Genomic DNA, 24,118 nt, shown 5'->3' with positions numbered 1-24,118 from the left:
TGGGACGGGCTGCTGAGTGGACGCAACGGCATCGCGCCGATTACCCTGTTTGATGCGGCTCGTCACGCTTGTCGCTTTGCAGGCGAAGTCAAAGGATTTGACCCCCACGACTATATGGATCGCAAAGAAGCCAAGCGCATGGATCGGTTTGCTCAATTTGCGGTGTCAGCCAGCAAGCAAGCGCTCAAAGATGCCAACTTTACAATCAATGATCTCAATGCCGAACAGGTTGGCGTAATCATTGGCACAGGAATCGGCGGACTCAAGGTGCTAGAAGACCAGCAGGAAGTTAATCTGACTCGCGGGCCCGATCGCTGTAGTCCGTTTATGATTCCAATGATGATCGCGAATATGGCGGCGGGGTTGACAGCGATTCATACAGGCGCAAAGGGGCCCAATTCCTGTCCGGTGACGGCCTGTGCGGCGGGGTCAAATGCGATCGGCGATGCCTTTCGATTTGTGCAGCGGGGGTACGCTCAGGCGATGATTTGTGGGGGCACTGAGGCGGCTGTAACGACTCTCTCCGTAGCAGGGTTTGCAGCCTGTAAAGCGCTCTCCTTTCGCAACGACGATCCAGCCCATGCCAGCCGTCCGTTTGATAAAACTCGCGATGGGTTCGTTTTAGGTGAAGGCTGCGGCGTTCTGATTCTCGAAGAGTTGGAACATGCCCTGAGTCGAGGCGCAAAGATCTACGCAGAAATTGTTGGCTACGGCACAACCTGCGATGCCTACCACATGACTTCCCCGGTTCCGGGTGGAGAAGGGGCCGCGAGGGCGATTCAGTTAGCGCTAAAAGATGGAAACTTGACCCCCGATCGCGTCAGCTACATCAATGCCCACGGCACCAGCACCCCCGCCAACGACTCAACCGAAACCGCCGCGATGAAGCGGGCCCTGGGTGACCACGCCTACAAGGTAGCGGTTAGTTCTACCAAGTCGATGACAGGTCACTTGCTGGGCGGATCAGGCGGAATCGAAGGAGTGGCAGCGGTGATGGCGATCGCAAATGACAACGTGCCGCCCACCATCAATTTAGAAACTCCTGACCCTGAGTGTGATCTTGATTACGTCGCTAACAAAAGTCGTGAAATGGTGGTCGATGTGGCGCTGTCCAACTCGTTTGGATTTGGTGGACATAACGTGACATTAGCGTTCAAAAAATACGTTCCCTAATCTTGTGTTATCTACCTTTGTCTGAAATCATTAAGAGGTTGGCAAATTTGCTGGCCTCTTATAAGTTTTACTGATAGGTATGATTGCCTAATTCCTATCATAATAAGGACAGGTCGCCATAGGTTTTGTTGTAGCCTCGTACCCTAAAACTTAACCCCAAAACTTGAAACCTCAAGACTTGAGACATTGGACGCTAGACAATAGACTCAAGGGTAGTTCAAGCTAGAAGTCGCAAAATCCTTTGATTTAAGTCAAGTCTAGCGTTCACAGTCTAAACGTTCAGCCTCGCTCAAACCGTCATTTATTACACAAAGATCATGGTCGTTGCAGCCCAATCCCTCGAAGAACTTTGCATTAATTCGATTCGCTTTTTGGCGATCGATGGCGTTGAAAAAGCCAAATCAGGACACCCCGGACTGCCAATGGGTGCCGCTCCGATGTCCTTCGTGCTGTGGGACAAGTTCATGCGGTTTAATCCCAAGAACCCCTACTGGTACAACCGCGATCGCTTTGTGCTGTCTGCGGGTCACGGCTCAATGTTGCAGTACGCCCTGCTTTATTTGACGGGTTACGACAGTGTGACGATCGACGATATCAAACAGTTTCGGCAGTGGGGATCAAAAACACCCGGACACCCTGAGAATTTTGAAACGCCTGGGGTAGAAGTCACGACCGGACCGCTGGGTCAAGGGATCTGTAACGGGGTTGGGTTGGCGATGGCCGAAGCGCACATGGCTGCCACCTTTAACAAGCCTGATGCGACGATCGTCGATCACTACACCTACGTGATTTTGGGCGACGGCTGCAACATGGAAGGCGTTTCGGGTGAGGCTTGCTCGCTGGCAGGTCACTTGGGATTGGGCAAACTGATTGCTCTGTACGACGACAACCACATTTCTATTGATGGCGACACAGAAGTTTCGTTTACCGAAGATGTGGGCAAGCGGTTTGAAGCATATGGCTGGCATGTGCAGGCAGTTGCGGATGGCGATACCGATCTGGATGCGATCAAGGCGGCGATCGAAGCGGCCAAAGCCGTCACCGACAAGCCTTCTTTGATCAAAGTGCGGACGACGATCGGCTACGGGTCGCCCAACAAGCAAAATACAGCAGGTGTCCACGGGGCAGCGCTGGGCGGCGACGAAGTGACCGCAACGCGGACGAATTTGGGCTGGGAGTATGAGCCTTTTGTCGTTCCTGAAGATGCCCTAAACCACTGGCGCAAAGCGGTCGATCGCGGTGCCCAATATGAGTCCGACTGGAACGAAACGCTCGCAGCTTACAAATCCAAGTATCCCGAAGAGGCTGCTCGATTTGAGCGTCAACTGAGCGGCAAACTTCCTGAAGGCTGGGAGAAATCTTTGCCCACTTACACCCCTCAAGACAAGGCCCTTGCGACTCGCCAAACTTCTGAGAAGACACTGAATGCGCTCGGACAAGCCATTCCTGAATTGATTGGTGGCTCCGCCGACTTGACGCACTCTAACCTGACCCTGCTCAAAGGCTTTGCCGACTTCCAGAAAGGCTCTTATGAAGGGCGCAACCTGCGATTTGGAGTCCGGGAACATGGCATGGGCGCAATTTGTAACGGGATTGCTTTGTCTGGTTCGGGTCTAATCCCTTACTGTGCAACCTTCCTGGTGTTTGCGGACTATATGCGGGCGGCGATTCGCTTGTCGGCGTTGTCTCAGGCAGGCGTGATTTACGTCATGACTCACGATTCAGTCGCGCTGGGTGAAGATGGCCCGACGCACCAACCTGTCGAGACAATTCCTTCGCTGCGGGCGATTCCTAATCTGTTGGTCTTCCGTCCTGCCGATGGCACCGAAACGTCTGGAGCTTACAAGATTGCGATCGAGCGCCGTAATCAGCCCTCTCTGTTGGCGATGACCCGTCAGGCACTTCCTCAACTCGAAGGAAGCTCGATCGAAGGCGTGGCTCGTGGGGCCTACATTCTCTCTGGCAGTGACGATCTCCCTGACATCATTTTGATTGGCACCGGGAGCGAAGTCAGTCTGTGTGTGCAGGCGGCTGAAAAGTTGCGAGCTGACGGTCACAAAGTTCGGGTGGTCTCAATGCCCTGCTGGGAACTGTTTGAGGAGCAAGACGAGCATTACCAAAATGCGATTTTGCCCAAGGCGGATCAAAAACGTCTAGTGGTAGAAGCGGGTTCTAGCTTTGGTTGGCACAAATACATCGGCAGTGAAGGCGCGATGATCAGCATCGAACGCTTTGGCGTGTCGGCCCCTGGCGGTGTGGCGATGGAGAAGTTTGGCTACACGATCGATAATGTCGTTGCCGAAGCCAAAAAGATTCTTGGCTAATGGATTTGATCTTTGAGTAATTGAACTGGCTCCCTTCGGGGAGCTTTTTTAACGTGAATTCGACGGAATCTTTCGCTATGGTGACTCATCCGGGCAGCCCCCTAAATCCCCCAATTCTGGGGAACTTTGAACCTTGAGTTTCCCGCCGCTTTGGGGCAATTCATCCCCTGATTCAGCAACGCCGAATTTTGAAGCTACAGAGGCCGATCAACTTCTGGCTTCAATCTGTCTCACAACGGTTAGCGCCGAATAACTGACTCCCGCTGTACCTTCTCCGGGATGGGTAGAGTCACCTACTAGCCAAAGCTGTTTGACTGGAGTGCGATTAGCAAATCCAAACGGGCCAAAAGTCGGGACGCGCTGACCGATCCCACCGACGACCCCTTGATCGCGTCCTGTGTAGTGCTGGAACGTCCGAGGAGTGGCGGCTTCCTGGTAAACAATCGTGCCCTTTAGATCAAAGAACTGACTGAGCCGATCGATCGCTTCCTCCGTATATTTCTGCTTCATCTCAGAATAGTCCTCACACTGCCACCAGGCGGCTGGGTCGGTAAAGGAAGACGCAATAATCGTCGCTTTGCCATCAGGGGCGCGCCCGTCTCCCGGATGACTAACCGAGACAAAAAGGGAATTGTTTTCGCCGACCCCTTGCGGGTAACTCGAAGAGATCGCCCCTTCGTAGTCATACAGAAATTGCAGATGCGGCGGACAGTTTTTAGGAATCGCAGCCTGATCGACTCCCAGATAAATCACAAACGCACCGGATGAAGGTGGCAGTTTCTCAACTCGACGCTGATAACCTTTGGGGGCATCGTCCAATAGCTCCATCAGATTCTGAACGGTGACGTTGGCGACGACCTGATCGGCTTGCTCCGTCCAGATCTCACCCGTTTTCTGATTGCGAATCGTCACGCCTGTTGTCTTGCCAAATTTGGTGTGAATTTTCTCAACTGTGTGACGCATCAGAAGCTTTCCACTATCGCGCTCTAGAGCGGAGAGGAGGCGATCGCTCAACACCTGCATACTGCCCTGAAGGTGAAACAATCCGTGTGGCTCTTGAGAAACGCCCAGTGCGGTAGCAGCGTAGAGTAAGGCGGTTTCTTCGGCGGTGACTTGAGAATAGAGTTTGAGTTGCAGATCGAGGAAGGTTCTGAGGCGCTGGTTGTCACCTAATCCATATCCCCGCAGTGCATCGCCGACCGTTGAGAAAGTGTGCGGCAGCGTCATCAACGTATCAGGTCGAACGGCTTTCGTTAGTTGCCACAAATCCCAGACGTTGCGGGGTGGCAAAACCGGATCGCGCATCTGAAACGCCCAACTGTAGCGAAACAAATCCGCCAACATTTGCCAAAAGGGTTCGCTTTGAGGAAACTGACGCTGGCGTTCTGCCTGCCATTTTTCAGGATTACGCCAAACACTAATCGGCTCCGTTTCTCCCGGCAGATACACCGCACAAGCTGGATCGCAGGGCGTAGCTTGCGGAAGATCAATTTCTAGCTCAGAGAAAATGCGGTGATGAATGCCCCCCGGCTCTAATCCGGCAACCTGAGTTGCGCCCACATCAAACGTAAAGCCCTGCCGCTTAAAGGTTGAAGCACATCCGCCCGGAACCAACGCCTGATCTAGCACCAATACAGAATGCCCGCGATGAGCTAACAAGGCTGCTGCGGTCAATCCCCCGATCCCGGCACCGATAACGACGACTCGATCGTTCGACTGAGAATCACTCCGCTGCTCTCTAACCATCGCGCTTCCTTCATATTTCTTAATACTTCTACTCATATTCTATCGTTCTCATCTTTGTTTCCCTCAAATTTCTAGCGATTTCTACCCCGACGGATACCAATCGCAACTTTAAGAAGATTAAGATGAGTTAAGCGGCCATCAGTGGGCAAATTATGACTTCAATTCTCGTTAAGGCTCCTTCCTCAAAACTTAATGCACCGACGATTCGCCATCTGCCCAGCGGATTGACGATCGTTGCCGAGCAGCTTCCCGTCGATGCCGTCAATCTTAATCTGTGGCTCAATGTAGGTTCCGCAGTCGAGTCTGACGAAATCAACGGCATGGCGCACTTTCTAGAACACATGGTCTTTAAGGGCACTAATCAGCTAAAAAGTGGGGAATTTGAGCAACTGATCGAAGAACGAGGGGCAGTTACCAATGCCGCCACCAGTCAGGACTACACGCACTACTACATCACCACGGCTCCCAAAGATTTTGCAGACCTGGCCCCCTTACAAATGGATGTTGTCCTCAACGCCAGCATTCCGGATGACGGATTTGAGCGAGAAAGATCTGTGGTGTTAGAAGAAATTCGGCGATCGGAAGACAATACTCGCCGCCGCATTTTTCAGCACACAACTGATTTAGCCTTCGATCAACTTCCATATCGTCGTCAAGTGCTCGGCCCTGCTTCTGTGATCGAAACGCTCGCCGCTCAACAAATGCGAGACTTTCACAACCAGTGGTATCAGCCCAAATCGATGACTGCCGTAGCTGTGGGCAATCTCCCAGTCGATCGCCTCATCCAAATCGTCGAAGACAGCTTTAACCAACTCAAACCCATTTCTACGCCTCACGCCTCACGCCCCACACCTCACGCCCCCGAAACTCTATTCACCGAAGTCATCCGTCGCGAATTTGTCGATCGCACCCTTCAACAAGCGCGTTTGATGATAATTTGGCGCGTTCCTGGGTTGACCAATCTGCACGAGACCTATGAGTTAGATGTGCTATCGAGCATTTTGGGACATGGACGCACTGCCCGATTGGTCAAAGATTTGCGAGAAGAACAAGGGCTGGTGTCGAGTATTTCTGCCAGCAATATGACTTATCGGCACCAAGGAATCTTCTGCATTTCGGCTCAGTTGCCTGTTGAGAATGTCGAAAAAGTAGAAGCCGCGATCGTACAGCACATTCAAACTTTACAGACAGATTCCGTTACCGATTCAGAGCTTTCACGAGTCTGTACTCAGGTGGCTAATCACTTTATTTTTGGGAATGAAACGCCCAGCGATCGCTCTGGATTGTACGGCTATTATCAATCCCAACTCGGTGATTTAGAACCTGCCTTTAACTACACTAATTACATTCAATCGCTCACTATTTCTGACATTCAAACTGCCGCTCAAAAATATTTACCGACCGAGGCTTATGGATTTGTGGTGGTCAAACCAGCGTAAATCGCTTTATGTGGAAGCAAATTGAGCAAAAGATTTCTGAAGCGATCGCTCAACCATTTGAAATTAGCGATCGTACTTCGGTCAGCGATGGCTGCATCAATCAAGGCTACAAAGTCACGAATGGATCGCAATCTTTTTTCGTGAAATTAAATCGCGTCAGTCAATTTGCCATGTTTGAAGCAGAGGCACTGGGACTCAGCGAACTGTCAGCAACCAACACAATTTCAGTTCCCAAGCCGATTTGTTATGGCGTTTCATCCGATCATGCTTACATCGTTTTGGAGTGGTTAGAACTCGATCGCGGCAATCGTGAATCTTGGCAAAAAATGGGTTGTGAATTGGCGAAACTGCATCAATTTACAAAGTCCACAGCCTTTGGTTGGGAGCAAAATAATACGATCGGAGCCACGCTCCAACTCAATCCCTGGACATCTAATTGGACAACCTTTTTTACCCAGCATCGAATTGGCTATCAGCTACAGCTTGCCAAACAACGAGGCGGAAAATTTCCTCAAAGCGATCGCTTACTTGATACCGTTCCAGAGCTTTTAGCAAATCACCATCCTCAGCCTTCTCTCGTTCACGGAGATTTGTGGTCAGGCAATGCAGCCGTTACGCAGTCTGGAGATCCTGTCATTTTTGACCCAGCAACTTATTGGGGCGATCGTGAAGTTGATATTGCAATGACAGAGTTATTTGGCGGTTTTCCCAATGAATTTTATCAGGGCTATCACCAGATCTGGCCGTTATCAGACAGCTACAAACAGCGCAAAACTCTCTATAACCTCTACCATGTTCTAAATCATTTCAATTTGTTTGGAGGCGGTTATGAATCTCAAGCAAACCAGATAATGCGATCGCTTTTGTAAATCAGAAAGTAGCTCAGAAAGTACTTAGTTTCTGTTGAAAATCTTTCCTTTTGAAGGCTCTAACGAGGGTAGGAGATTCGCTGAATCATTTTGGGAATCAGAACTTGTCATCACCGTTGTTTCAGCTTTCTCAATATTGACTTTGTTAGCGCTCATCGAGAAGCTTTCGTCTTTCCTCGTTCCAGGTGATGGCATCCAGTAAGCCAAAATCCCTGTAATCCCACTCCAATAAAGGGCATTGCTAGGCTGATTATCGGCCGAAGTTGCCAACTTGTACATGCAGAACAGAAGCACGATCGAGCTAAACAAAAACTGAACACCTAGCCTAAAAACGTCTTGATTTTTTATCATTTTTCCTAATTCCTAATCATGAGGAGTAAGAAACTCGTAGAGAATAATCTCTTTACTGTTAATTGAACGTGAATTCGATGAGAGTTTTTCCGCTTCGTTGTTCACGGCTTTTGCTCCCCAAGCTGCCAATTTTGGGGGACTTTCAGAGAGGAATTCTGGTTCAAAGTCCCTCACTCGTGGAAGATTTAGGGGGCGTTCCTGGATCTGAAGCGTTCATCGAACTGACGTTAATTGAAGCGGCTAAATCGAGCTTGTGCGATCACCTGCGCGGGGAGATTTTGACCCAGACTTCAAGCTGTGTCTTAGACCAGTGGAGACTTGTGATAGCAAAGGGATAAAACCCTACAGCCTGTTAGCTTAGATTTCCCTGACGCTCAAAACCAGATCCTTGTTGCTGCTAAACCTTTGAATTTACGGAATCAAGCGACGAAATCTGCTCACAAGTTGGAGTACAAAATCGACTCACGATCGCCCAAACTAAATCTCATGTGACATCCAAAACTGTCTTCTAATCAGATCCTCGATTTCTTGGAATTCTGACTTCTTAAACAACATCGGATTCAGCTAAAATTCCATGTGCACCTGGGAATATTTGACTCAGCAACTTGGCACGCATCGCCTAACCTTCAGCCTTTTGGACACCGCAATTCACTTTGGCAAAGCTGGTTTAGACGGATTCGCTTTCTTGGGTGGAATGTCCAACGTGAAGAAGAGCCGTCCATCGGGGGCAACTCGCTCCACGCCTCCTAGCGCTAAAATTTCTTGTTTGGCTCGTTCCTGCGTCTTGCGATCGCCCGTTCTTTGCGCCTGATCAAACACAGTCCCCCAGGATTGAAACCGGATTAGCTTGCTGTCTGGCTCTGTTCTCAAGAAATCTGCCCTTCTTTGAAAATTGGAAGCAATCATCTCATAGCCAGGGGTCGCGGCCGCCCATTTAGCCGCCTGTTCTGATGAATAGATTGCCCCTGGAATGTCTCCCAACAGCAGCAATTGATCCAGGGCCTGATATTGCCATAAAGTATAAGATCTGGGGTGGATCTGAGGAGACAGCACTTCTGTGCCCCGTCGCAGATACTCCACACTCAACTGTGGTTTGCCCAATTGATAAGACAGCGTACCCGATAGAAATAAATAGATATCGACAAAACGGGGATCTCGTCGAGTGATCAGGTCAAAATACTGGGGACTCAATGAATAGCCAGTCTTATCGCGGGCTTCATTGTCGCCAAAGTATTGCAAAAAGTTGAGAAACGTCCAGTTGGCAATCATATTGTCAAAGCCAAAAGAGGGCGTTTTTTTCAGCAAATCTAACCGCAACGCTTCTTGTCGTTCTGCCTGCTGTGGATCGGTTGTCCAGAGAGAACTGCGATTTAGCTGTGATCGCTGCATCCAGACAATTCCCGCTAAGGCCGCTCCCACGATTCCACAGTGCACCAGCACCGATAACCAGCGTCTTGAAGATTGTTTTGCGCTCACCTGCATAAAGAATTTGCCCTCACCTCAAACGGGGCCCTTGACTTCATACTGCCTCTGATCCTGGTCGAAAAGTCAAAAAACTTAATAAAACTCTGCATTCAACGTCAGGATATTTTCCATAGATTCAGTTAGATTGTCATAGAGATTGCATCCAGCGTTCACAAACCGCGTTTAGTGTGGAGGAGTTTCAGCATTTAGAGCCACTTGAGCAACTGTCCTACCAAGATTGCGGCTCTCAGGAGTCTCCTGTGTACTCTAAAGCTAACTTGTCCGTAGTTGAGTGATGCTTCTACCCCTGGAGAAAAAGATTACGATCGGCTAAGACTCTACTTGTTACTTTAAGTCACCGAAATTTCTTGAGTCTCGCTACGGATGTCTTCTCGCTTTCGACGCTATCCACCTACTCCCACAACAACTCGATGAATCGATCCACAAGGCGCTTCCCGCTTCTCCAAGTTGCCCTATGCAGTGGTTTCGTTGCTGCGACGGCGACCCTGACGCTGTTTGGCCCTGGACGGGCCGTTCGTGCCGCTCTGCAAGACAGCCCCAAAACAGTGATCGACGAGGCCTGGCAAATCGTCAATCGCGAATATGTCGATGGTACGTTCAACAAAAACGATTGGAAAGCTGTTCGCCAACGCCTGTTGAACAAAAACTATACATCGAGACAAGAAGCTTACGAAGCCCTGCGAACCGCCCTCAAGCAATTGGATGACCCCTACACGCGCTTCATGGATCCTAAGCAGTATGAAGCTTTGAGCAATCAAACGTCTGGAGAACTCTCTGGAGTAGGAATTCGTCTGGAGCTAGATGAGAAGACTAAGGTTTTGACGGTGGTTGAGCCGCTAGAAAATTCTCCGGCGATTCGGGCGGGGGTTAAGTCGGGCGATCGCATCACGGCGATCAATGGCAAACCCACCAAAGGCATGAGTGTTGAAGACGCTTCTAATCTGATTCGAGGCGAAGTGGGCACCAAAGTGACGCTCAAAATCGGACGCACTGGATCTGGCGACTTTGATATGCCGTTGACGAGAGCCAGAATCGAGCTACAAACTGTGCGATATGGGCTGCGTCAAGAAGGCAAGAATCGGGTTGGCTATATTCGTCTCAATGAGTTTAGCAGCCATGCTTCTGAGCAAATGCAGCGAGCGATTCAAGATCTGTCGGCTCAAAAGGTCGAGGGGTTTGTGCTAGATCTGCGGGGAAATCCGGGCGGACTGCTGCAAGCAAGTATTGAGATTAGCCGTATGTGGCTCGACAAAGGCGCGATCGTGCGGACGGTCGATCGTAAGGGTGGCAGTGACGAAATGGCGGCAAATCGGACTGCTTTGACCAAGCTGCCATTAGTGGTCTTGGTGGACGGCAACTCGGCCAGTTCTAGCGAAATTCTAACGGGCGCGCTCAAAGACAACAGACGGGCGACCGTAGTGGGTAGTCAAACCTTTGGAAAAGCGCTGGTACAGTCGGTGCATTCTCTCTCAGATGGGTCAGGATTGGCGGTGACGATCGCCCACTATTACACGCCCAACGGCACTGATATTAGTCACAAAGGCATTACGCCAGATGTCAAGATTGATCTGACCGATGCTCAACGGCAATATCTAGCAACCAATCCTAAACTGATTGGCACCAAGCAAGATCCTCAATATGCGCGTGCGTTGTCTGTCTTAGAACAAACGGCTCTCAAGCCAAGCTCTTCACAACAGAGCGTAAACGCGAGATAGGCGTTGATGCTCAAAAGAACGCTGGGATGTCTTATATGTCCTGGCGTTCTTTTGCGTTTAGGGTCAAATGCTCTCAATGCCTGGAGGGGTTAGAACCACTAGAATTAACGTGAATTCGACAAAGCTTTTTCGCTCCGGTGTTGAAAGAGGGCAGGCCGGATTTATAACCGAAGTGAACCCTTTCAACGAATTCACGTAGAACTAGAAACTAGTGGGCGAGAGACCTCAACACCGAAGTGAGAAAAGAAGTGAGAAAACTTTTCACCCAATTGAGGTTGGATTAGTAGGAAGCTGTAGCTGGCTAACTAAATGCACCAGTTCTGGCAAGATTAGCTTTTCGAGGGCGAGTTTGACGGCGTTTGAAGAGCCGGGGATTGAAAAAATCAGCTTGCCTCGGTAAGCTCCGGCGATCGCTCGTGATCCAATGGCCCGCGATCCGATTTCCTGATAACTCAAGAATCGAAAGATTTCTCCAAATCCTGGCAGCGTTTTTTCGAGGAGTTGCTCGATCGCATCATAGGTGGTGTCTCTTGGAGCAATGCCCGTGCCGCCATTGAAGATGAGTGCTTCTAAGTCAGACCGATCGCTCAACGCGCTGAGTTGCGATCGAATCTGATCAGGTTCATCTCTGACCAGCGTGTAGTGCCCAATTCGATGTCCAGCTTTTAAAAGAAGCTGCTGAATGAGTTGACCACTGCGATCGGTTTCTGGAGTTCGAGTATCACTCACGGTAATGACAGCACAGCCGACCGCCACACCGGGAGTGTCAGGATGAGGAGAATGGGTCATGAGTGACAAGCTAGGATTTTTGGAAGCCCAACTCGTTTTGTTGAGCGTAGCGCTCCATAAATCGCATAAACCGCTCCCACTCTCCTACAGACTTCATGATGTAGAGGGCTTCTAGCGCTTCGGGCTTGCCGTTGACAAATTTGGCTTTGACTTCACGAGTGGTCAGTTCGCCTTCTTCGTCGATCATGTACATGCCCGTGATGTCATCGGTGCTAGAGTTATCTAAGGCTCTGGGCTTGTCAAAGTAAAAGGTCGCCGTTCCGTTGGTGCCATCTTTGGAGCGAGTCAGGCGGACATCAGGAACTACGTCTTCATCAACGCCTCTAGAAAATTGAATTTGAACCATAGCTTTACGATCGCGATGTGATTAGGTAAACCTTATTCTCCCATCTTAGGGATCGTTCCACAAAGCCTGAAAAGAGTTCTGAGCTTTAAACTAAACATCCTTTTTAGTCCATCCAGACGAAGTAAAAAGAAGTTGGCTAACTCAGAACTCTTTGAGCATCAAATTCCTAAGCGTTGACAATGTAAGGGGAATTTAGCGAAGCGACCCGTCCGTCTCTCGCAAGCGTTTGGTAAACCATTGCAGACACTTCGGCTCTCGTCGCATCTCGATTGGGACTAAACTGGCGCACGTTGGGGAAGTTGACGATGATTTTCTCCTGAGTCGCCGCCGCAACTTTGTCTTGAAAGGGCTGAGGAATTGAGGCGCGATCGTCGTAAGAATTTAAGACGCTCACATCTCCCGGAGGAATGTTGAATCCGCTCACCAGTGACAGTGCCATCTGAAGCCGAGTTACATTTTGATTGGGCTTAAAGGTGCCGTCAGGAAAGCCCGAAATGAATCCTGCGCGATAGGCTTGTTCGATCATTGGCTTTGCCCAAAAGTCCGCCGGAACGTCTGAGAAACTAATCGCGGCTCGTCGGGGCGCAGGGTTAAAGGCTTTGGAGAGCAGCGCAGCGTATTGGGCGCGAGTCATGGGGGTGTCAGGTTTGAAGGTGCCATCGGCAAAGCCGCTAATAAAGTTTTGATTGGACAGTCCCAAAACAAACTCTTTAGCCCAGTGCTGAGTCATATCGGTAAAGGTGGCGACTGAGGCATCGGGGTCAATGATAAAGGCGGAGGCGATCGCAGGGGCTTTATTGGTTGCCACCAGAGATTGATACACGACGGCTGCCACTTCTGCGCGAGTCATCTCCTGCATCGGTTTGAGTTGAGAAACGGTGGGATAGTTGACCACCATACGTTTTTGAGTCGCGGCTGCGATCGGATTGACGGCGTAACTGGGAATCTGGGCGCGATCGGCATAGGCTGCTACAGTGCTTGGCGTTCCTCCGGTCAGCCCCAAACCATTGACGAGTGAAACAAACGCCTGCACGCGAGTTAAGTTTTGACCAGGGCGAAAAGTGCCGTCGGGAAAGCCTGCAATAAAGCCCATTCGATTGGCCTTGGTGATGCCGTCAAATGCCCAAAAGCCCCGCGAAACGTCTGAAAAGTTGGTGGCGGCTTGCTTGAGCGGTAGATCGTAAGCTTTGGCAATAATGGTCGCATATTGGGCACGAGTTAGCGGAGCTTCTGGCTTAAAGGTGCCGTCGGGAAAGCCACTAATTAATCCTCTGCTCACCAATGCTTGAATAAAGGACTCTGCCCAATGTCCTCGAACGTCGCTCAGTCCACTAGGCGTGGGAGTGGGAGTCGGGGTGGGAGTTGGGACGGGAATCGGGATTGGAGTCGGGGTGGGTGTAGGAACTGGAGTCGGTGTGGGAATTGGAGTCGGTGTAGGAGTTGGAGTTGGGGTCGGGGTCGGTGTAGGAGTCGGTGTAGGAGTTGGGGTAGGAACTGGAGTCGGCGTGGGAGTAGGAGTGGGGATATCACTAGCGATCAGGTCGATCGGCCCCTGTATTTTAGTTGGATTGAGTTGATTACCGACTGAGGCGATCGTAATGGGTGGATTTGTAGAATTTTGTAGATCAAACTCGCCGTTGTCCCGAATGATGTTGCCTCCCGGATCTTGACTGCTGCCTAAATCGGGAAGGGATTTCTCTAGCGCCACCAATCCAGTTTCTCGGTTGCGTTCTACAGTATTGCCACGCATCACGGGACGAGCCGATCGAGACAATACGATGCCTGCTCGATTCTCAAAAATGCGATTGTCGGTGAGTAAGGGGGCTGCATTGTCGCCGATCGCCATGCCAAATCCTGTATTCTGACAAACGTTGCGCCGAAATTCTCCTTTGGTGTCCCGCACGATCGAGATGCCGTTGGCCGCATTTTGGTTAAACACGCAGTCCAGAACGGCTGGATTTGAGGTGCCCGTCGCAAAAACGCCTTCTCGCTTGCAGTTGACAAAGGTGCAGTTGGCGATTGTAGGAGCCGTTGACTCGATCCAAGCTCCAGTGCCACGATCGTCCGCATTCGTCACGGTTACGCCTCGCAGTTGAGCGTTGTTTTGCAGCAAGAAGGTCACATTTTGTTTGGCAAACGTGGGACTCAAATAGGAGCCACTTCCCGTAATCTGAATGCCGCTGCCTTTGTTCGATTCGTTGCCAATGACAGTCACCCCGGAGGGAATGGTGAGCGGAAAGGTTTCGCCGTTGGCAGTGGTGTAGGTGCCGGGCGCAAGCTGAATGGTCGTGCCTGATTTTGCCTGTTGAAGCGCACGAGCGATCGTTTTAAGGGGTGCCGCTTGGCTTCCGGCTGCACTATCATTGCCGCTATTGGGGTTTACAAAAATCATCGGGGCAGTAGACTGAACCATAATCTTAAAGGGCTAAATCAGTAAGGGAGGACGGGAATTTTTCTGAGATTCTTTGTAGGCAACAGCCCTACGCGAGACGATTCCAGGAAGTGTTGCGAAGCATTTCATGATAGCCAGGGTCGATCGCGCTGCGCGTTTCTTTTCGTGAAGGGTCGTGAATTAGAGAATTCAAAGCTCAAAACTCTTTCTCGCTGCTGACTCTCAATCTCAAACTCGCGGCTATGATCGTCGTTAACTTGGGCGGTGAACCATTACGCGATGAGGTAAGCAATGCTGGTGACTGTGGTGGTGATCAATGTGCTTTTGGCGATCGGTTGCTTTTATACAGCGTGGCGCGTATGGAAACTTAGACTGGCCTTGTCAAAGGCGGCAGATGCGCTGATTGCAGCAGAACTTAGCACGCACAAGGTTTTGTCAGGTGCGCCCGAAGCGATTCTCAAAGGTCAGATGGGCAGTCGTCAACTTCGCCAAAGCTATCAGCAATTAGAACCCAAATTTCAGCAAGCTCGGCAAGCACTCGCCCTTCTGAGTCTGGGGAGCAGCGTTTTAAATCGACGATCTCTTCGAGTTACCCGCGAGGGGTCGCTTCGAGTTACCCACCAGGGGTCGCGCCGTCTGCCTCTTTCGCGACTCAACAAAAACGCGGCAAACCGTAGATAGCCTTCAGACAAGTGTACTTTTAGTTTGCAGCAGTCTACTTGGCAGGGTTTGGCACCGAGAAGCGACAAATTTAAAGGTTTATCCAGGAGATCTGCCCAATGTTTGAGGGCATAGGGTGAAATTTTGGCAAAATAAAGAAAACAATTGAAAATTAAATTTGTACTTGATTAAAAATTAAAATTGTCCTCAATCGCTTGTGCTGAGTTAACCGAGAACTATGTCAAACAATCGCTCTGGAGCCTTCTTAGGAGGAATGATCATCGGAGCCGCCTTCGGAACGATCGCGGGACTCTTGATCGCACCTCGTACCGGGCGAGAAACTCGACAACTGTTGAAAAAATCAGCCGATGCCCTCCCCGAACTTGCTGAAGACTTATCGACCACAGTACAGCTTCAAGCCGATCGACTCTCAGAAACTGCCCTAAGAAACTGGGATGGCACGCTAGTTCGGCTTCGTGAGGCCATCTCAGCCGGGGTGGAAGCGACTCAGCGAGAGCAGCAACTTACCCGTAATGATGTTGACTCCCCATCAGACTCAAAACCTGTGCGCGATCGTTTGTTGTAGGCAATGGTGATTAACCCCATTTTTTGGTTAGGATTATCGATTTTGCTGGTCGCAGTGAGTCTGACTGCCGTCCTAATGGCGGCTGTGCCTGCTTTTCGCGAGTTAGCAAGAGCCGCTCGCAGTGCCGAAAAACTGTTTGACACCCTCAACCGCGAGCTTCCTCCCACGCTCGAAGCCATTCGTTTAACTGGGCTAGAAATTACAGAACTGACTGACGATATGAGCCAAGGGGTGCAAAGCGCTGGGCAGGTCGTTAAGCAGGTGGATCAAAGCGTCACCAGCGCAAAACAGCAGGTTCAGAAGGCTCAGGTTACGACGCGCAGTGTATTTGCGGGCGTAAAGGCCGCGTGGCGAACCTTAAATCAATCCTCTGCCAAATCGCGAACTAATCGGTTACCTTCGACAAACCGCACTTCTGTCGATTCGGGAGATTCCAGGCGCAGTCCAACCGCTCACGCTTCCGATTATGTTTCTTATTCTGAGAATCTAACTGAGTCGAGCGATCGCTCCGATGAGACTCCTGACCAAGTTTCTCAAACCCACGAGCTAGAAAACGGTCAGTCTCGAATTGGAAACGATCGCCTCCGAGTCTCTAAAGAAGCTAGACAACGCAAGGATAATAAGCCAACGACGCGCGGTGAGGTCGATCGCTAGTTCACGTTCAAAATTAAGTTGACTTCAGCATCCATCAGGGTGCTTTTTTGTTAAGAAAACTTTTTGAGCAAATTGACTGAGTTTTGAGAAGGCTTCTAATATTAGATTAGAGTTAACTAATGTAAAGAAAAGTAGGCTTTATCACCTCCCATTTTTTCTGTATCGGTCAACTCCTCTATGTCTCCTTCCACCCCACCCCTTCAGCCGTCAATGCAATATTTTTTGAACGATCGCCTTTTGAAAGCAATTACTGCCTTTGTTTTGGCGCTGTCGATCTGGACAATCGCTCCTGCCGCCCACGCTTACAACAACCCCGACCTGCTGCCTGATAAGCCCACTAATGTTATTGACCTGGCCAAGTCGCTGACCGCAGTTCAAGAAGAGGCGCTTTCTGAGGATTTGTCCAAATTTGAAGCGGAAACAGGCTGGAAGATTCGGGTATTGACTCAGTTCGATCGCACCCCTGGGACAGCGGTCAAAGACTATTGGGGGCTAAATGAGAAAAGTCTGATGATGGTGGTCGATCAGCGGGGCGGCAACATTCTCAATTTCAGCGTGGGCGATGCGTTTTACCCGCTCTTATCGAGAACGTTTTGGATCGAGCTACAGACTCGTTTTGGCAATCAGTTTTTTGTCCGAGAAAATGGTGAAGATCAGGCGATTATTCAAGCGTTGGATGCGGTGAAGTATTGTCTAAAGCAGGGCGGATGCAGCGTTGTACCAGGTTTGCCTCAAGAACAGTGGATTTTGACGTTGGTGACCTCGATCGTCGGTGGCGTAATTTGCGGATTTGCTGGACATCCTCGCAAAGAAGGACAAATTTTTGCCTGGCAGTGGGCGCTTATCTTCTCGCCACTCTGGGGAATCTTGTTTCTGGCGTTTGGGGTCGGCCCGGTCGTGACCCGCACTTCTGAATGGCTACCGCTATTTCGTAACGTTTCAGGATTTGCGATCGGGGCCCTCGTCGGATACTTGACTCCTGGCTTTAATCAATCGTCCACGTCTGAAACTTAACGTGTTGTTGGGGTGGGGAGCGATCGCGTGTCTGCTCTCCTTTCAACGGAGTGCGATTCTTTTACAAAAGTGTATACTGTATACACTTTGCCCCAAAAAAAACAGCCTGTGAAGGCTGCCGAAAAACGCTCCGAAGCAAGTCTGTCTTTATCTAACCAAATTTGACTGGGTTTGACTATCACACGATCTAGTGATTTTACGGGTTAGAGAAGAGCCTCTCAAGCTAAATTTGTGCTTTGAGCAAGAAGTTAGCTTTCTTCTAGTGTTTGATCAGCAACAAAGTTAATTTCTACCTTTCAGCTTCAGGTTTAACAGGTAACTGCTCAGGAAGCGTCCAACCTCCGTTTGATTTTGAGGCTCCATCGCGTGGAGCAAGGGTCATGACTGAAATGAAGGTTAGCTCCATGAGTTCGATGTAGGCCTGGATATCGACCTGATCGGCGATCAACATTTCGCGGTACTGCTGTTTGATCTGAGTGAGTTTTTGTAAGGCAGCTTGAGGGTCAAGTTGTAGCGATGCCTGCCAATCGTCGAGTAACAGTAGGGTGTCCAAAACAAATCGTTTGCGCTGTTGCTCTAATAGGGTGCGGCATTGATCTGCAAAGGTTTGTGTTTTTTGACGAACTTGCTCATAGGTGTCTGATGTAATGGTGCCTTCGATGAAGAGTAAGCGATGCTCCTGGCTGAGTTCTTCGATGCCGTCTAGGGCTGGTTGAGCGTCGAGGGGCAGCAGGTGTCTCAGTTCACTAATTCGCTTGACGGTGGTCGTGACTAGCTTTTTGGAGCGATCGTGCCGCCATTTCTGCAAAAACACCCCCGCACTGCTCGTTCCGATTAAGATCATTAACCCAGCCTGAAGATCACTGTTGTTTTCCCAGTACCGAATCCAGGCATCTCGCGGATCGCCCTGCTCGTAAACATTTTGGGCCGCTGGGTGAATGTAAAACAGCCCTTTTTGTAAGAGCGATCGCGCTTCTCCAGCCTGTAAATCTGGATAAAATTGTGAAAACTTTCGAGACGTAGACAAAATTGACCAGGTAAGCAGCCCAACCGATCGATGGCTGACATCGGGACGAGTCACTAAAACTGTTGCAGTTGAGAGGGTCGGGATACTTTTTGCTGGGATGGCAGGACGGGCGCTATAGGTGCCAATCGGGATCGTTGCGGCTTGATAAGAACCTGGATCGCGAGTCGTTAGATAGTTAATAACTTCTGGCTGAAGGGGAATCAGCCGTAGCTGGGGATGGGTCAAAAACTGCTCACGAACTTTATCGCTGGCTCCCACACTGCCCACATAAATCGCAGCCTCCACCTGCCCCCCTGACAGTCTCTCAAACAGTTGGTCAAAATTGGAGTCATCTGCACGCACCTTTAGCCCGATCGCCTTGACCAATTGATCTGCTGTAAACCGAATTCCACTGCCCTTTGACCCCATCCCGACTCGTTTGCCCTGCAAATCAGAGAGCGATCGCAGTCGAGCATCTTTAACGATCAGATGAATATCTTCATTGGCCAGGGTGGCGATCGCCTGCACTTTTCCTTGCTTCATGGCATCGCTGACGACATCTAACTGCACTAGCGCAAAATCAACCTGGCGATCGAGCAGTCGCTGTAGATTTTCTCGTGACCCTTGAGAACTGAGATTTTGAACATTCATGCCCACGCTATTGTCAGCCGAGTCACCAATTTGGGCGGCTAACCGACTGTAATAGCCATTAGCGGTGCCACTAGAAACCGTGACGCGATCGGGTGGTCGATTACAACTTCCAACTCCCAGCAACATGACTCCACAAACGAGATGAAGCGGTAAGCGTTGCCAGAAAGCTGCGCGCAGCGATCGCAAATATTGTTTTTGCATGGGACGATAGACAGGCTCACGATACAAATTCACTAGGATGCTGACAAACAATTTTTGTCGAGTGTAGAGGCCGACAACTTGTACTTTTCAGCAACTTGAATGATTGGACTTTGCTGAGTCGCGATCGACAGTTCCAAGATTGATATGAGGATTTTAGCGCCTCTAACCAAGCGTTGTATCGAATGCTCTATCAAGAATGTTGACATTGATGAAAGCAGAAGCAAATTACGGTTTTTCCATGAAGTCGTATGCGTCCTATTCCACCAGCGAAGATTCGAGGGAATGCTCGACCAGAGCAATCAGGGCTTGAGTCACAGAGGCTTTGTCATTGGCATTGACAGCGGCGATCTGGCGCATCAGCTCCCCAAATTGACAGGGCTACGTCCTCTAGCGACCAGGCAGATTCGCAGTCTAGGTGCGTGACTCCAATCAGCAAAGGCACCGTGACGCGCTGATTCATAAAGCTAGAATCTGACGAGCTTGACGAAACGCTTCGGGACGTTGGGCAGGCACCAGCACAATGTAAGCATGGGCTTTGCGAATCAGCAGATCCCACATGAAGTCAAATCGCGATTGTCCGAGGGTGCCATAGATATGTAGCGTCATGTCTTGTCTAGCTGCTCGGCGATCGTCATAATGCGCCCCTGGTTGAGCCGGACATGATAAGACTATAGAATGAGAATTAATTGTTTGTTAATTCATTACTAACTATTAATATTCTGTTAATAATATTCTATTAATGTTGTCGTGTAACCCCGTCGCTCAAAAACTAGTCAATGGTTAGTTCTATCTATTGAGTTAGTTGGACGAGTAAAAACTTGTTTGAATCGATGAAGGGCAGAGTGGAGAAGTAAGACAAGATTTGGGAGAATTGCAGCTTGATCAAGCCATGCTGAGTAGGCAGGCGATCGTAGCCGAATCCAAATCCCCAGTCGTGCATCAGCGGTCGTTAAAATCATTGGAATGTTTTTCTCTGACAGCGCCCATGCAAGCTGATAGGTTCGTAGTCTTTGAGTAGTTTCAAACTCTTTGACTAATCCATAAAATTCATGCCTAAAATTGATTCCTTCCAGGACTTTTCCTTCTCGATAAAAGCGAAAAGATGGCACAAGTTTTTCTTGAACAATAAGCGGCAACTTAGAAGGCACGATCGCTGCTGATCTAAATCCTAAAATATCGAGAATTCGCCGTTTGATTTCGATTAAGCTTTCCTGCTCGTAGTGGGATTTTTCAAGATTTTGAGAAATTTGCGTTAAAGTTTCTAATTCCCACTTTTTAGCGGCGATTTTGTGGTCTTCTAAATAAAGGTCAGTCAAAGTTTGATTAATATCTAACTCAGATAAAAGACGATCTTCCGTCTCATTTGCCAAAAGAGGATTGGCTCGATCAATATTTTGCCGAAGTAGTTTGCGAATGTAGTATTGAGCAAATGGTGAAAGCTGCATAAATTGCTCCTGCAAAACGCCGTAACGTCATAGAAGTTTAATTCTCTAAGCAAAATCAGCAGGCTGTGAACTCTTCAAATCGAGGTGAACAAAAGCTCTATTTAAGTTAAGAAGTGCAACCATTTTTGGCTTTTCGAGCTTAACGTTAGAAAGTTAAAGGTTCCTTGAATTAAAGGCTGTAGCTGCTACCACTGGAGGACATAAATTACACCTAACGCTGAAGGCTCAATAACCAGAAACGTCTGACAAAAAGTTTTCTATGTCTACTTTTAGCCGATAGCGAAGTAAAGTTCTTGAGTGAGAACTCTGAATATTGCTGAATCTTGTAGTTAGGCGCTGGCTTAATTAGTGAAAAGCTGATTTGATTAAAAAAAATTGCTGCGGAAGCGGGTCTTCAGGCATTGAAGATATCTATTAACGTGAATTCGATGAGAGTTTTTTCGCTTCGTTGTTCACGGCTTCTGCCCCCCAACCCCCCAATTTTGGGGGACTTTCAGAGAGGAATTCTGGTTCAAAGTCCCTCACTCGTGGGGGATTTAGGGGGCGTTCCTGGATCTAAAAGCGAAGCGTTCATCGAACTGACGTTCTATTAGATCAAATTGTCTGGCGATCGCCGCGCCCAATATTTTTGGTTAATCGCATAAAACTACCCGTTTACGTGTGGGTACAACTCAAAATAGCTAAGGTACGATCGCTGCGACCCAATCTTCACTGGAGTCAACCATGCCCCATATCTCGCCTGAACAGCAGCAAGGACACTATCGCTACGACCCAACTCAGCTTTATGAGGCTGGATCTGCTCGTATCTTTCCTCACGCCGGACAAGATGGCGCTGTGCAGTACATTTTGTCTGAGCTGCGGCGCAATTTAGTCCAACAAGGACAACTTTCTCAGCCGTTGACCGTGCTCTTAGAGCAGTTTGAGGCTGGAACGCGCACTCTCGAAGAAACTTGGGCGAAGTTGACGACGCTATTAGTCGATTTTGAGATCTTCCAGTCGGGGTTATTTAACTTTAATCTGCCGCCCGATGAACCGTTTAATGTCGATTTTGTGCGCTTGCGGCGAGAAATGGGAAAAGCCCTCACAGCGGCAAAAGAGGCGGCCGAAGATAGTTTGCCAGGGTCTCAGCGATCGACGTTTTATCAAACCCTCGAACAGCACGATCGCCCCCGTCCCAAAGTGGTTGAGATTCACGATCGAGACGGCGGATTGAGGGATCAAGAATTTGCGTATCAGCGGCTGGCTGGCCCTAACCCAATGTCGCTGCGGCGAGTGATGGATCGCGCTGAACTACATCGTTGGCAAGCGTCTTGTGTTCGGTCAGATGGAGAAGCAATAGACCTCGAACAGGTTGCTGGTCAAAATCGGTTGTTTGTACTGGATTATCCCGCCCTTCAGTTTGCTCCCGCTGATTTGCAGGTGGGTCGGTATGTGGGAAGTCCAAAAGCGCTTTTTTACCAGGGATCTCAGGGGTTGGAGCCGTTGCTGATTCAGTTAGAAACTGGGGGCAAAATTACAGCGCCGGGGGATGCGGATGAGTGGATGCGATCGAAGCTTTATGTTCAGGTTGCTGACATTACGCAGCATGAGTTGTTGACGCATCTGTGTTTTACGCATTTGGCAATGGAGGCTTTTGCGATCGCTACTCCACGCCAGCTACCCGCCAATCATCCATTTTCTCGCTTGTTGAAACCTCACTTTCGATTTTTGTTGGCGATCAACACGCGGGGCAATGCTATTTTGCTTGGAGAAGGGGCGGCCATTGATAAGCTGATGGCTCCGACTCGTGGGGCTTCGCTGTCGTTGATGAATCGCGCCTATCGAGAACGTTCTTTTGAGTCCTATGCTTATCCTCAAGATCTGAGCGATCGCGGAGTCGAGTCAGAATTTTTACCAGAATATCCCTATCGAGATGATGCGCGGCTATTGTGGGAAGCGATCGAGCGTTACGTGACGACTTATCTAAACCGATATTACGAGGACGATCGAGCCGTTCAGCAGGATCTTTACCTCCAAAACTGGGCAGCAGAATTGGGGGCACCGTTGAATACTCGCTCCAAAGATGAATTTGCCCAAGCACCAGGTTGGATTCCTCAAGACATTGCCGCTCAGGTTGGGTTGTCAATTGAAGAACTACCCGATTTTCCCAGAGTGCCAGGGTTTCCGACGAGCCAAAATCCGGGGGAGATTAAGACATTGCAGCAGGCGATCGCCGTCGCGACTCAGGTGATTTTTACCTGTAGTGCCCAACATGCTGCGGTCAATTTTAGCCAGTTTGATTACTTTGGCTACGTTCCCAATGCGCCGCTGGCTGCCTACACTCAGCCGGATGTTCCCGCTTCTCTCAAGCAACTATTGCCGCCGCCTGAGCAAGAATTGGGTCAAATGGAACTGACGTTTGCCCTGAGTGGAGTGCTCTACAGCCGTTTAGGAAACTCGGATGTAATGGAGTTTGCCGATTTGGGTGACGTGAAAATTTTGCACCAGTTTCAAACAGAGTTGCAGGCGATCGAGCAGGAAATCTCAACTCGCAATCATCAGCGTCTGAGTAAATTTGGCGCTGATTATCCTTATCTGCTCCCTTCTCGCATTCCCAACAGCATCAATATTTAAGTAGGCGATAGGAGGAAAAGGCATGGTAACTCTTTCGCCTCCTATCTTTGTAACTTTGACTACAATTCACAGCGCTATCCTCGACTACAACTGAAGCCGAAATAACCTGAGTGGTAGGAATTTTTCCATGACGATTTCAGACATCACTGAGAAACTGCTGGCGGCTAAAAAAGCGAAAGGGTTGAGTTTTAGCGATCTAGAAACGACGATCGGACGCGATGAGGTCTGGATTGCTGCACTGTTTTACCGTCAGGCCAGTGCCTCTGAAGACGAAGCGACAAAACTACTCACCGCACTAGGACTCAGCCTCGACCTGGTATCAGAATTAACCGCTTCCTCCGTTAAAGGATTGGGGCCAGTCGTGCCCACCGACCCCCTAATCTACCGCTTCTACGAAATCATGCAGGTCTATGGGATGCCCATCAAGGAAGTGATTCACGAGAAGTTTGGCGACGGAATCATGAGCGCGATCGACTTCACGCTGAATATCGAAAAAGAAGCTGACCCAAAGGGCGATCGAGTCGTGATCACCATGAACGGCAAGTTTCTTCCTTACAAAAAGTGGTAGCTGGGCGCGATGGCGAGAGAACAGGGTTTAATGAAGACTGGAACCGGCCTCGCCTGCCAACGGTCTTCAAGCTATAAACGTTTCTCTTTGC

19 protein-coding genes are annotated in these 24,118 nt (G+C 49.6%); 11 read left to right on the top strand and 8 right to left on the bottom strand.

Translation table 11 applies throughout. The annotated features are described in order from the left end of the window. On the top strand, positions 1-1,173 hold a 1,173-nt coding region (fabF, locus tag ACKFKF_RS14975), incomplete at its 5' end, for a beta-ketoacyl-ACP synthase II (protein ID WP_446868404.1). Between the two features lie 317 nt (positions 1,174-1,490). Then, the gene (gene tkt / locus ACKFKF_RS14970; protein WP_446868403.1) at positions 1,491-3,497 is read left to right on the top strand and encodes a transketolase; all 2,007 of its coding nucleotides are present in this window, start codon (positions 1,491-1,493) and stop codon (positions 3,495-3,497) included. Positions 3,498-3,704: 207 nt separating this feature from the next. On the opposite strand, the gene crtD is transcribed toward tkt, so the two are convergent. Continuing rightward, positions 3,705-5,279 carry a C-3',4' desaturase CrtD gene (gene crtD / locus ACKFKF_RS14965; RefSeq protein ID WP_446868402.1) on the bottom strand — a complete coding sequence of 525 codons (1,575 nt, stop codon included), beginning with the start codon at positions 5,277-5,279 and terminating at the stop codon, positions 3,705-3,707. A gap of 116 nt (positions 5,280-5,395) precedes the next feature. Here crtD and ACKFKF_RS14960 point away from each other — a divergent pair, with 116 nt between their 5' ends. Further along, positions 5,396-6,682, top strand: a complete 1,287-nt coding sequence (locus ACKFKF_RS14960; RefSeq protein WP_446868401.1) for a M16 family metallopeptidase — start codon at positions 5,396-5,398, stop codon at positions 6,680-6,682. Positions 6,683-6,690: 8 nt separating this feature from the next. Continuing rightward, positions 6,691-7,551, top strand: coding sequence for a fructosamine kinase family protein (locus ACKFKF_RS14955; protein WP_446868400.1), 861 nt, complete (start codon positions 6,691-6,693; stop codon positions 7,549-7,551). A gap of 999 nt (positions 7,552-8,550) precedes the next feature. Here ACKFKF_RS14955 and ACKFKF_RS14950 read toward each other — a convergent pair. Next, complete coding sequence (locus ACKFKF_RS14950; RefSeq protein ID WP_446868399.1) at positions 8,551-9,384, bottom strand: hypothetical protein; 834 nt, start codon at positions 9,382-9,384, stop codon at positions 8,551-8,553. A 413-nt stretch (positions 9,385-9,797) separates the two neighbouring features. On the opposite strand from ACKFKF_RS14950, the gene ctpB reads away from it, so the two are divergent. After that, a complete protein-coding gene (ctpB, locus tag ACKFKF_RS14945) occupies positions 9,798-11,102 on the top strand; it encodes a carboxyl-terminal processing protease CtpB (RefSeq protein WP_446868398.1) in 1,305 nt (434 codons plus the stop codon). A gap of 261 nt (positions 11,103-11,363) precedes the next feature. Here the strand turns inward: ctpB and ACKFKF_RS14940 are convergent, their stop codons facing one another. The 3 genes from ACKFKF_RS14940 to ACKFKF_RS14930 all read right to left on the bottom strand — a co-directional run bounded on the left by ACKFKF_RS14940 (position 11,364) and on the right by ACKFKF_RS14930 (position 14,650). Next, positions 11,364-11,891 carry a MogA/MoaB family molybdenum cofactor biosynthesis protein gene (locus tag ACKFKF_RS14940; protein ID WP_446868397.1) on the bottom strand — a complete coding sequence of 176 codons (528 nt, stop codon included), beginning with the start codon at positions 11,889-11,891 and terminating at the stop codon, positions 11,364-11,366. Positions 11,892-11,901: 10 nt separating this feature from the next. Further along, entirely contained in the window at positions 11,902-12,237 is a 336-nt protein-coding gene (gene psb28, locus ACKFKF_RS14935; RefSeq protein WP_446857098.1) for a photosystem II reaction center protein Psb28, read from the bottom strand. A gap of 166 nt (positions 12,238-12,403) precedes the next feature. After that, complete coding sequence (locus ACKFKF_RS14930) at positions 12,404-14,650, bottom strand: S-layer homology domain-containing protein (protein ID WP_446868396.1); 2,247 nt, start codon at positions 14,648-14,650, stop codon at positions 12,404-12,406. A gap of 270 nt (positions 14,651-14,920) precedes the next feature. On the opposite strand from ACKFKF_RS14930, the gene ACKFKF_RS14925 reads away from it, so the two are divergent. From ACKFKF_RS14925 to ACKFKF_RS14910, 4 genes are all read left to right on the top strand, one after another. Next, a complete protein-coding gene (locus ACKFKF_RS14925; RefSeq protein WP_446868395.1) occupies positions 14,921-15,310 on the top strand; it encodes a hypothetical protein in 390 nt (129 codons plus the stop codon). 217 nt (positions 15,311-15,527) lie between these two features. Then, the gene (locus ACKFKF_RS14920) at positions 15,528-15,875 is read left to right on the top strand and encodes a YtxH domain-containing protein (RefSeq protein WP_446857101.1); all 348 of its coding nucleotides are present in this window, start codon (positions 15,528-15,530) and stop codon (positions 15,873-15,875) included. Positions 15,876-15,878: 3 nt separating this feature from the next. Then, positions 15,879-16,529, top strand: coding sequence for a DUF948 domain-containing protein (locus ACKFKF_RS14915; protein ID WP_446868394.1), 651 nt, complete (start codon positions 15,879-15,881; stop codon positions 16,527-16,529). A gap of 177 nt (positions 16,530-16,706) precedes the next feature. Then, positions 16,707-17,543, top strand: a complete 837-nt coding sequence (locus tag ACKFKF_RS14910) for a TPM domain-containing protein (RefSeq protein WP_446868393.1) — start codon at positions 16,707-16,709, stop codon at positions 17,541-17,543. 289 nt (positions 17,544-17,832) lie between these two features. On the opposite strand, the gene ACKFKF_RS14905 is transcribed toward ACKFKF_RS14910, so the two are convergent. The 3 genes from ACKFKF_RS14905 to ACKFKF_RS14895 all read right to left on the bottom strand — a co-directional run bounded on the left by ACKFKF_RS14905 (position 17,833) and on the right by ACKFKF_RS14895 (position 20,846). Beyond that, positions 17,833-19,434 carry a TAXI family TRAP transporter solute-binding subunit gene (locus ACKFKF_RS14905; protein ID WP_446857104.1) on the bottom strand — a complete coding sequence of 534 codons (1,602 nt, stop codon included), beginning with the start codon at positions 19,432-19,434 and terminating at the stop codon, positions 17,833-17,835. A gap of 423 nt (positions 19,435-19,857) precedes the next feature. After that, positions 19,858-20,007: a hypothetical protein gene (locus tag ACKFKF_RS14900; protein WP_446868392.1), complete on the bottom strand. Its 150-nt coding sequence runs from the start codon at positions 20,005-20,007 to the stop codon at positions 19,858-19,860. Between the two features lie 167 nt (positions 20,008-20,174). Next, positions 20,175-20,846, bottom strand: coding sequence for a hypothetical protein (locus ACKFKF_RS14895; protein ID WP_446868391.1), 672 nt, complete (start codon positions 20,844-20,846; stop codon positions 20,175-20,177). A 723-nt stretch (positions 20,847-21,569) separates the two neighbouring features. Between ACKFKF_RS14895 and ACKFKF_RS14890 the strand changes: the two genes are divergently transcribed. Then, positions 21,570-23,459, top strand: coding sequence for a lipoxygenase family protein (locus ACKFKF_RS14890; RefSeq protein ID WP_446868390.1), 1,890 nt, complete (start codon positions 21,570-21,572; stop codon positions 23,457-23,459). 127 nt (positions 23,460-23,586) lie between these two features. Then, positions 23,587-24,027, top strand: a complete 441-nt coding sequence (gene cynS / locus ACKFKF_RS14885) for a cyanase (RefSeq protein WP_446862167.1) — start codon at positions 23,587-23,589, stop codon at positions 24,025-24,027. The last annotated feature ends 91 nt before the right edge of the window (positions 24,028-24,118 follow it).

The organism is Phormidesmis sp. 146-12 (assembly GCF_052939495.1).
Note: the sequence above shows the minus strand (reverse complement) of the source record. Positions and strands in the feature narration are given on the sequence as shown.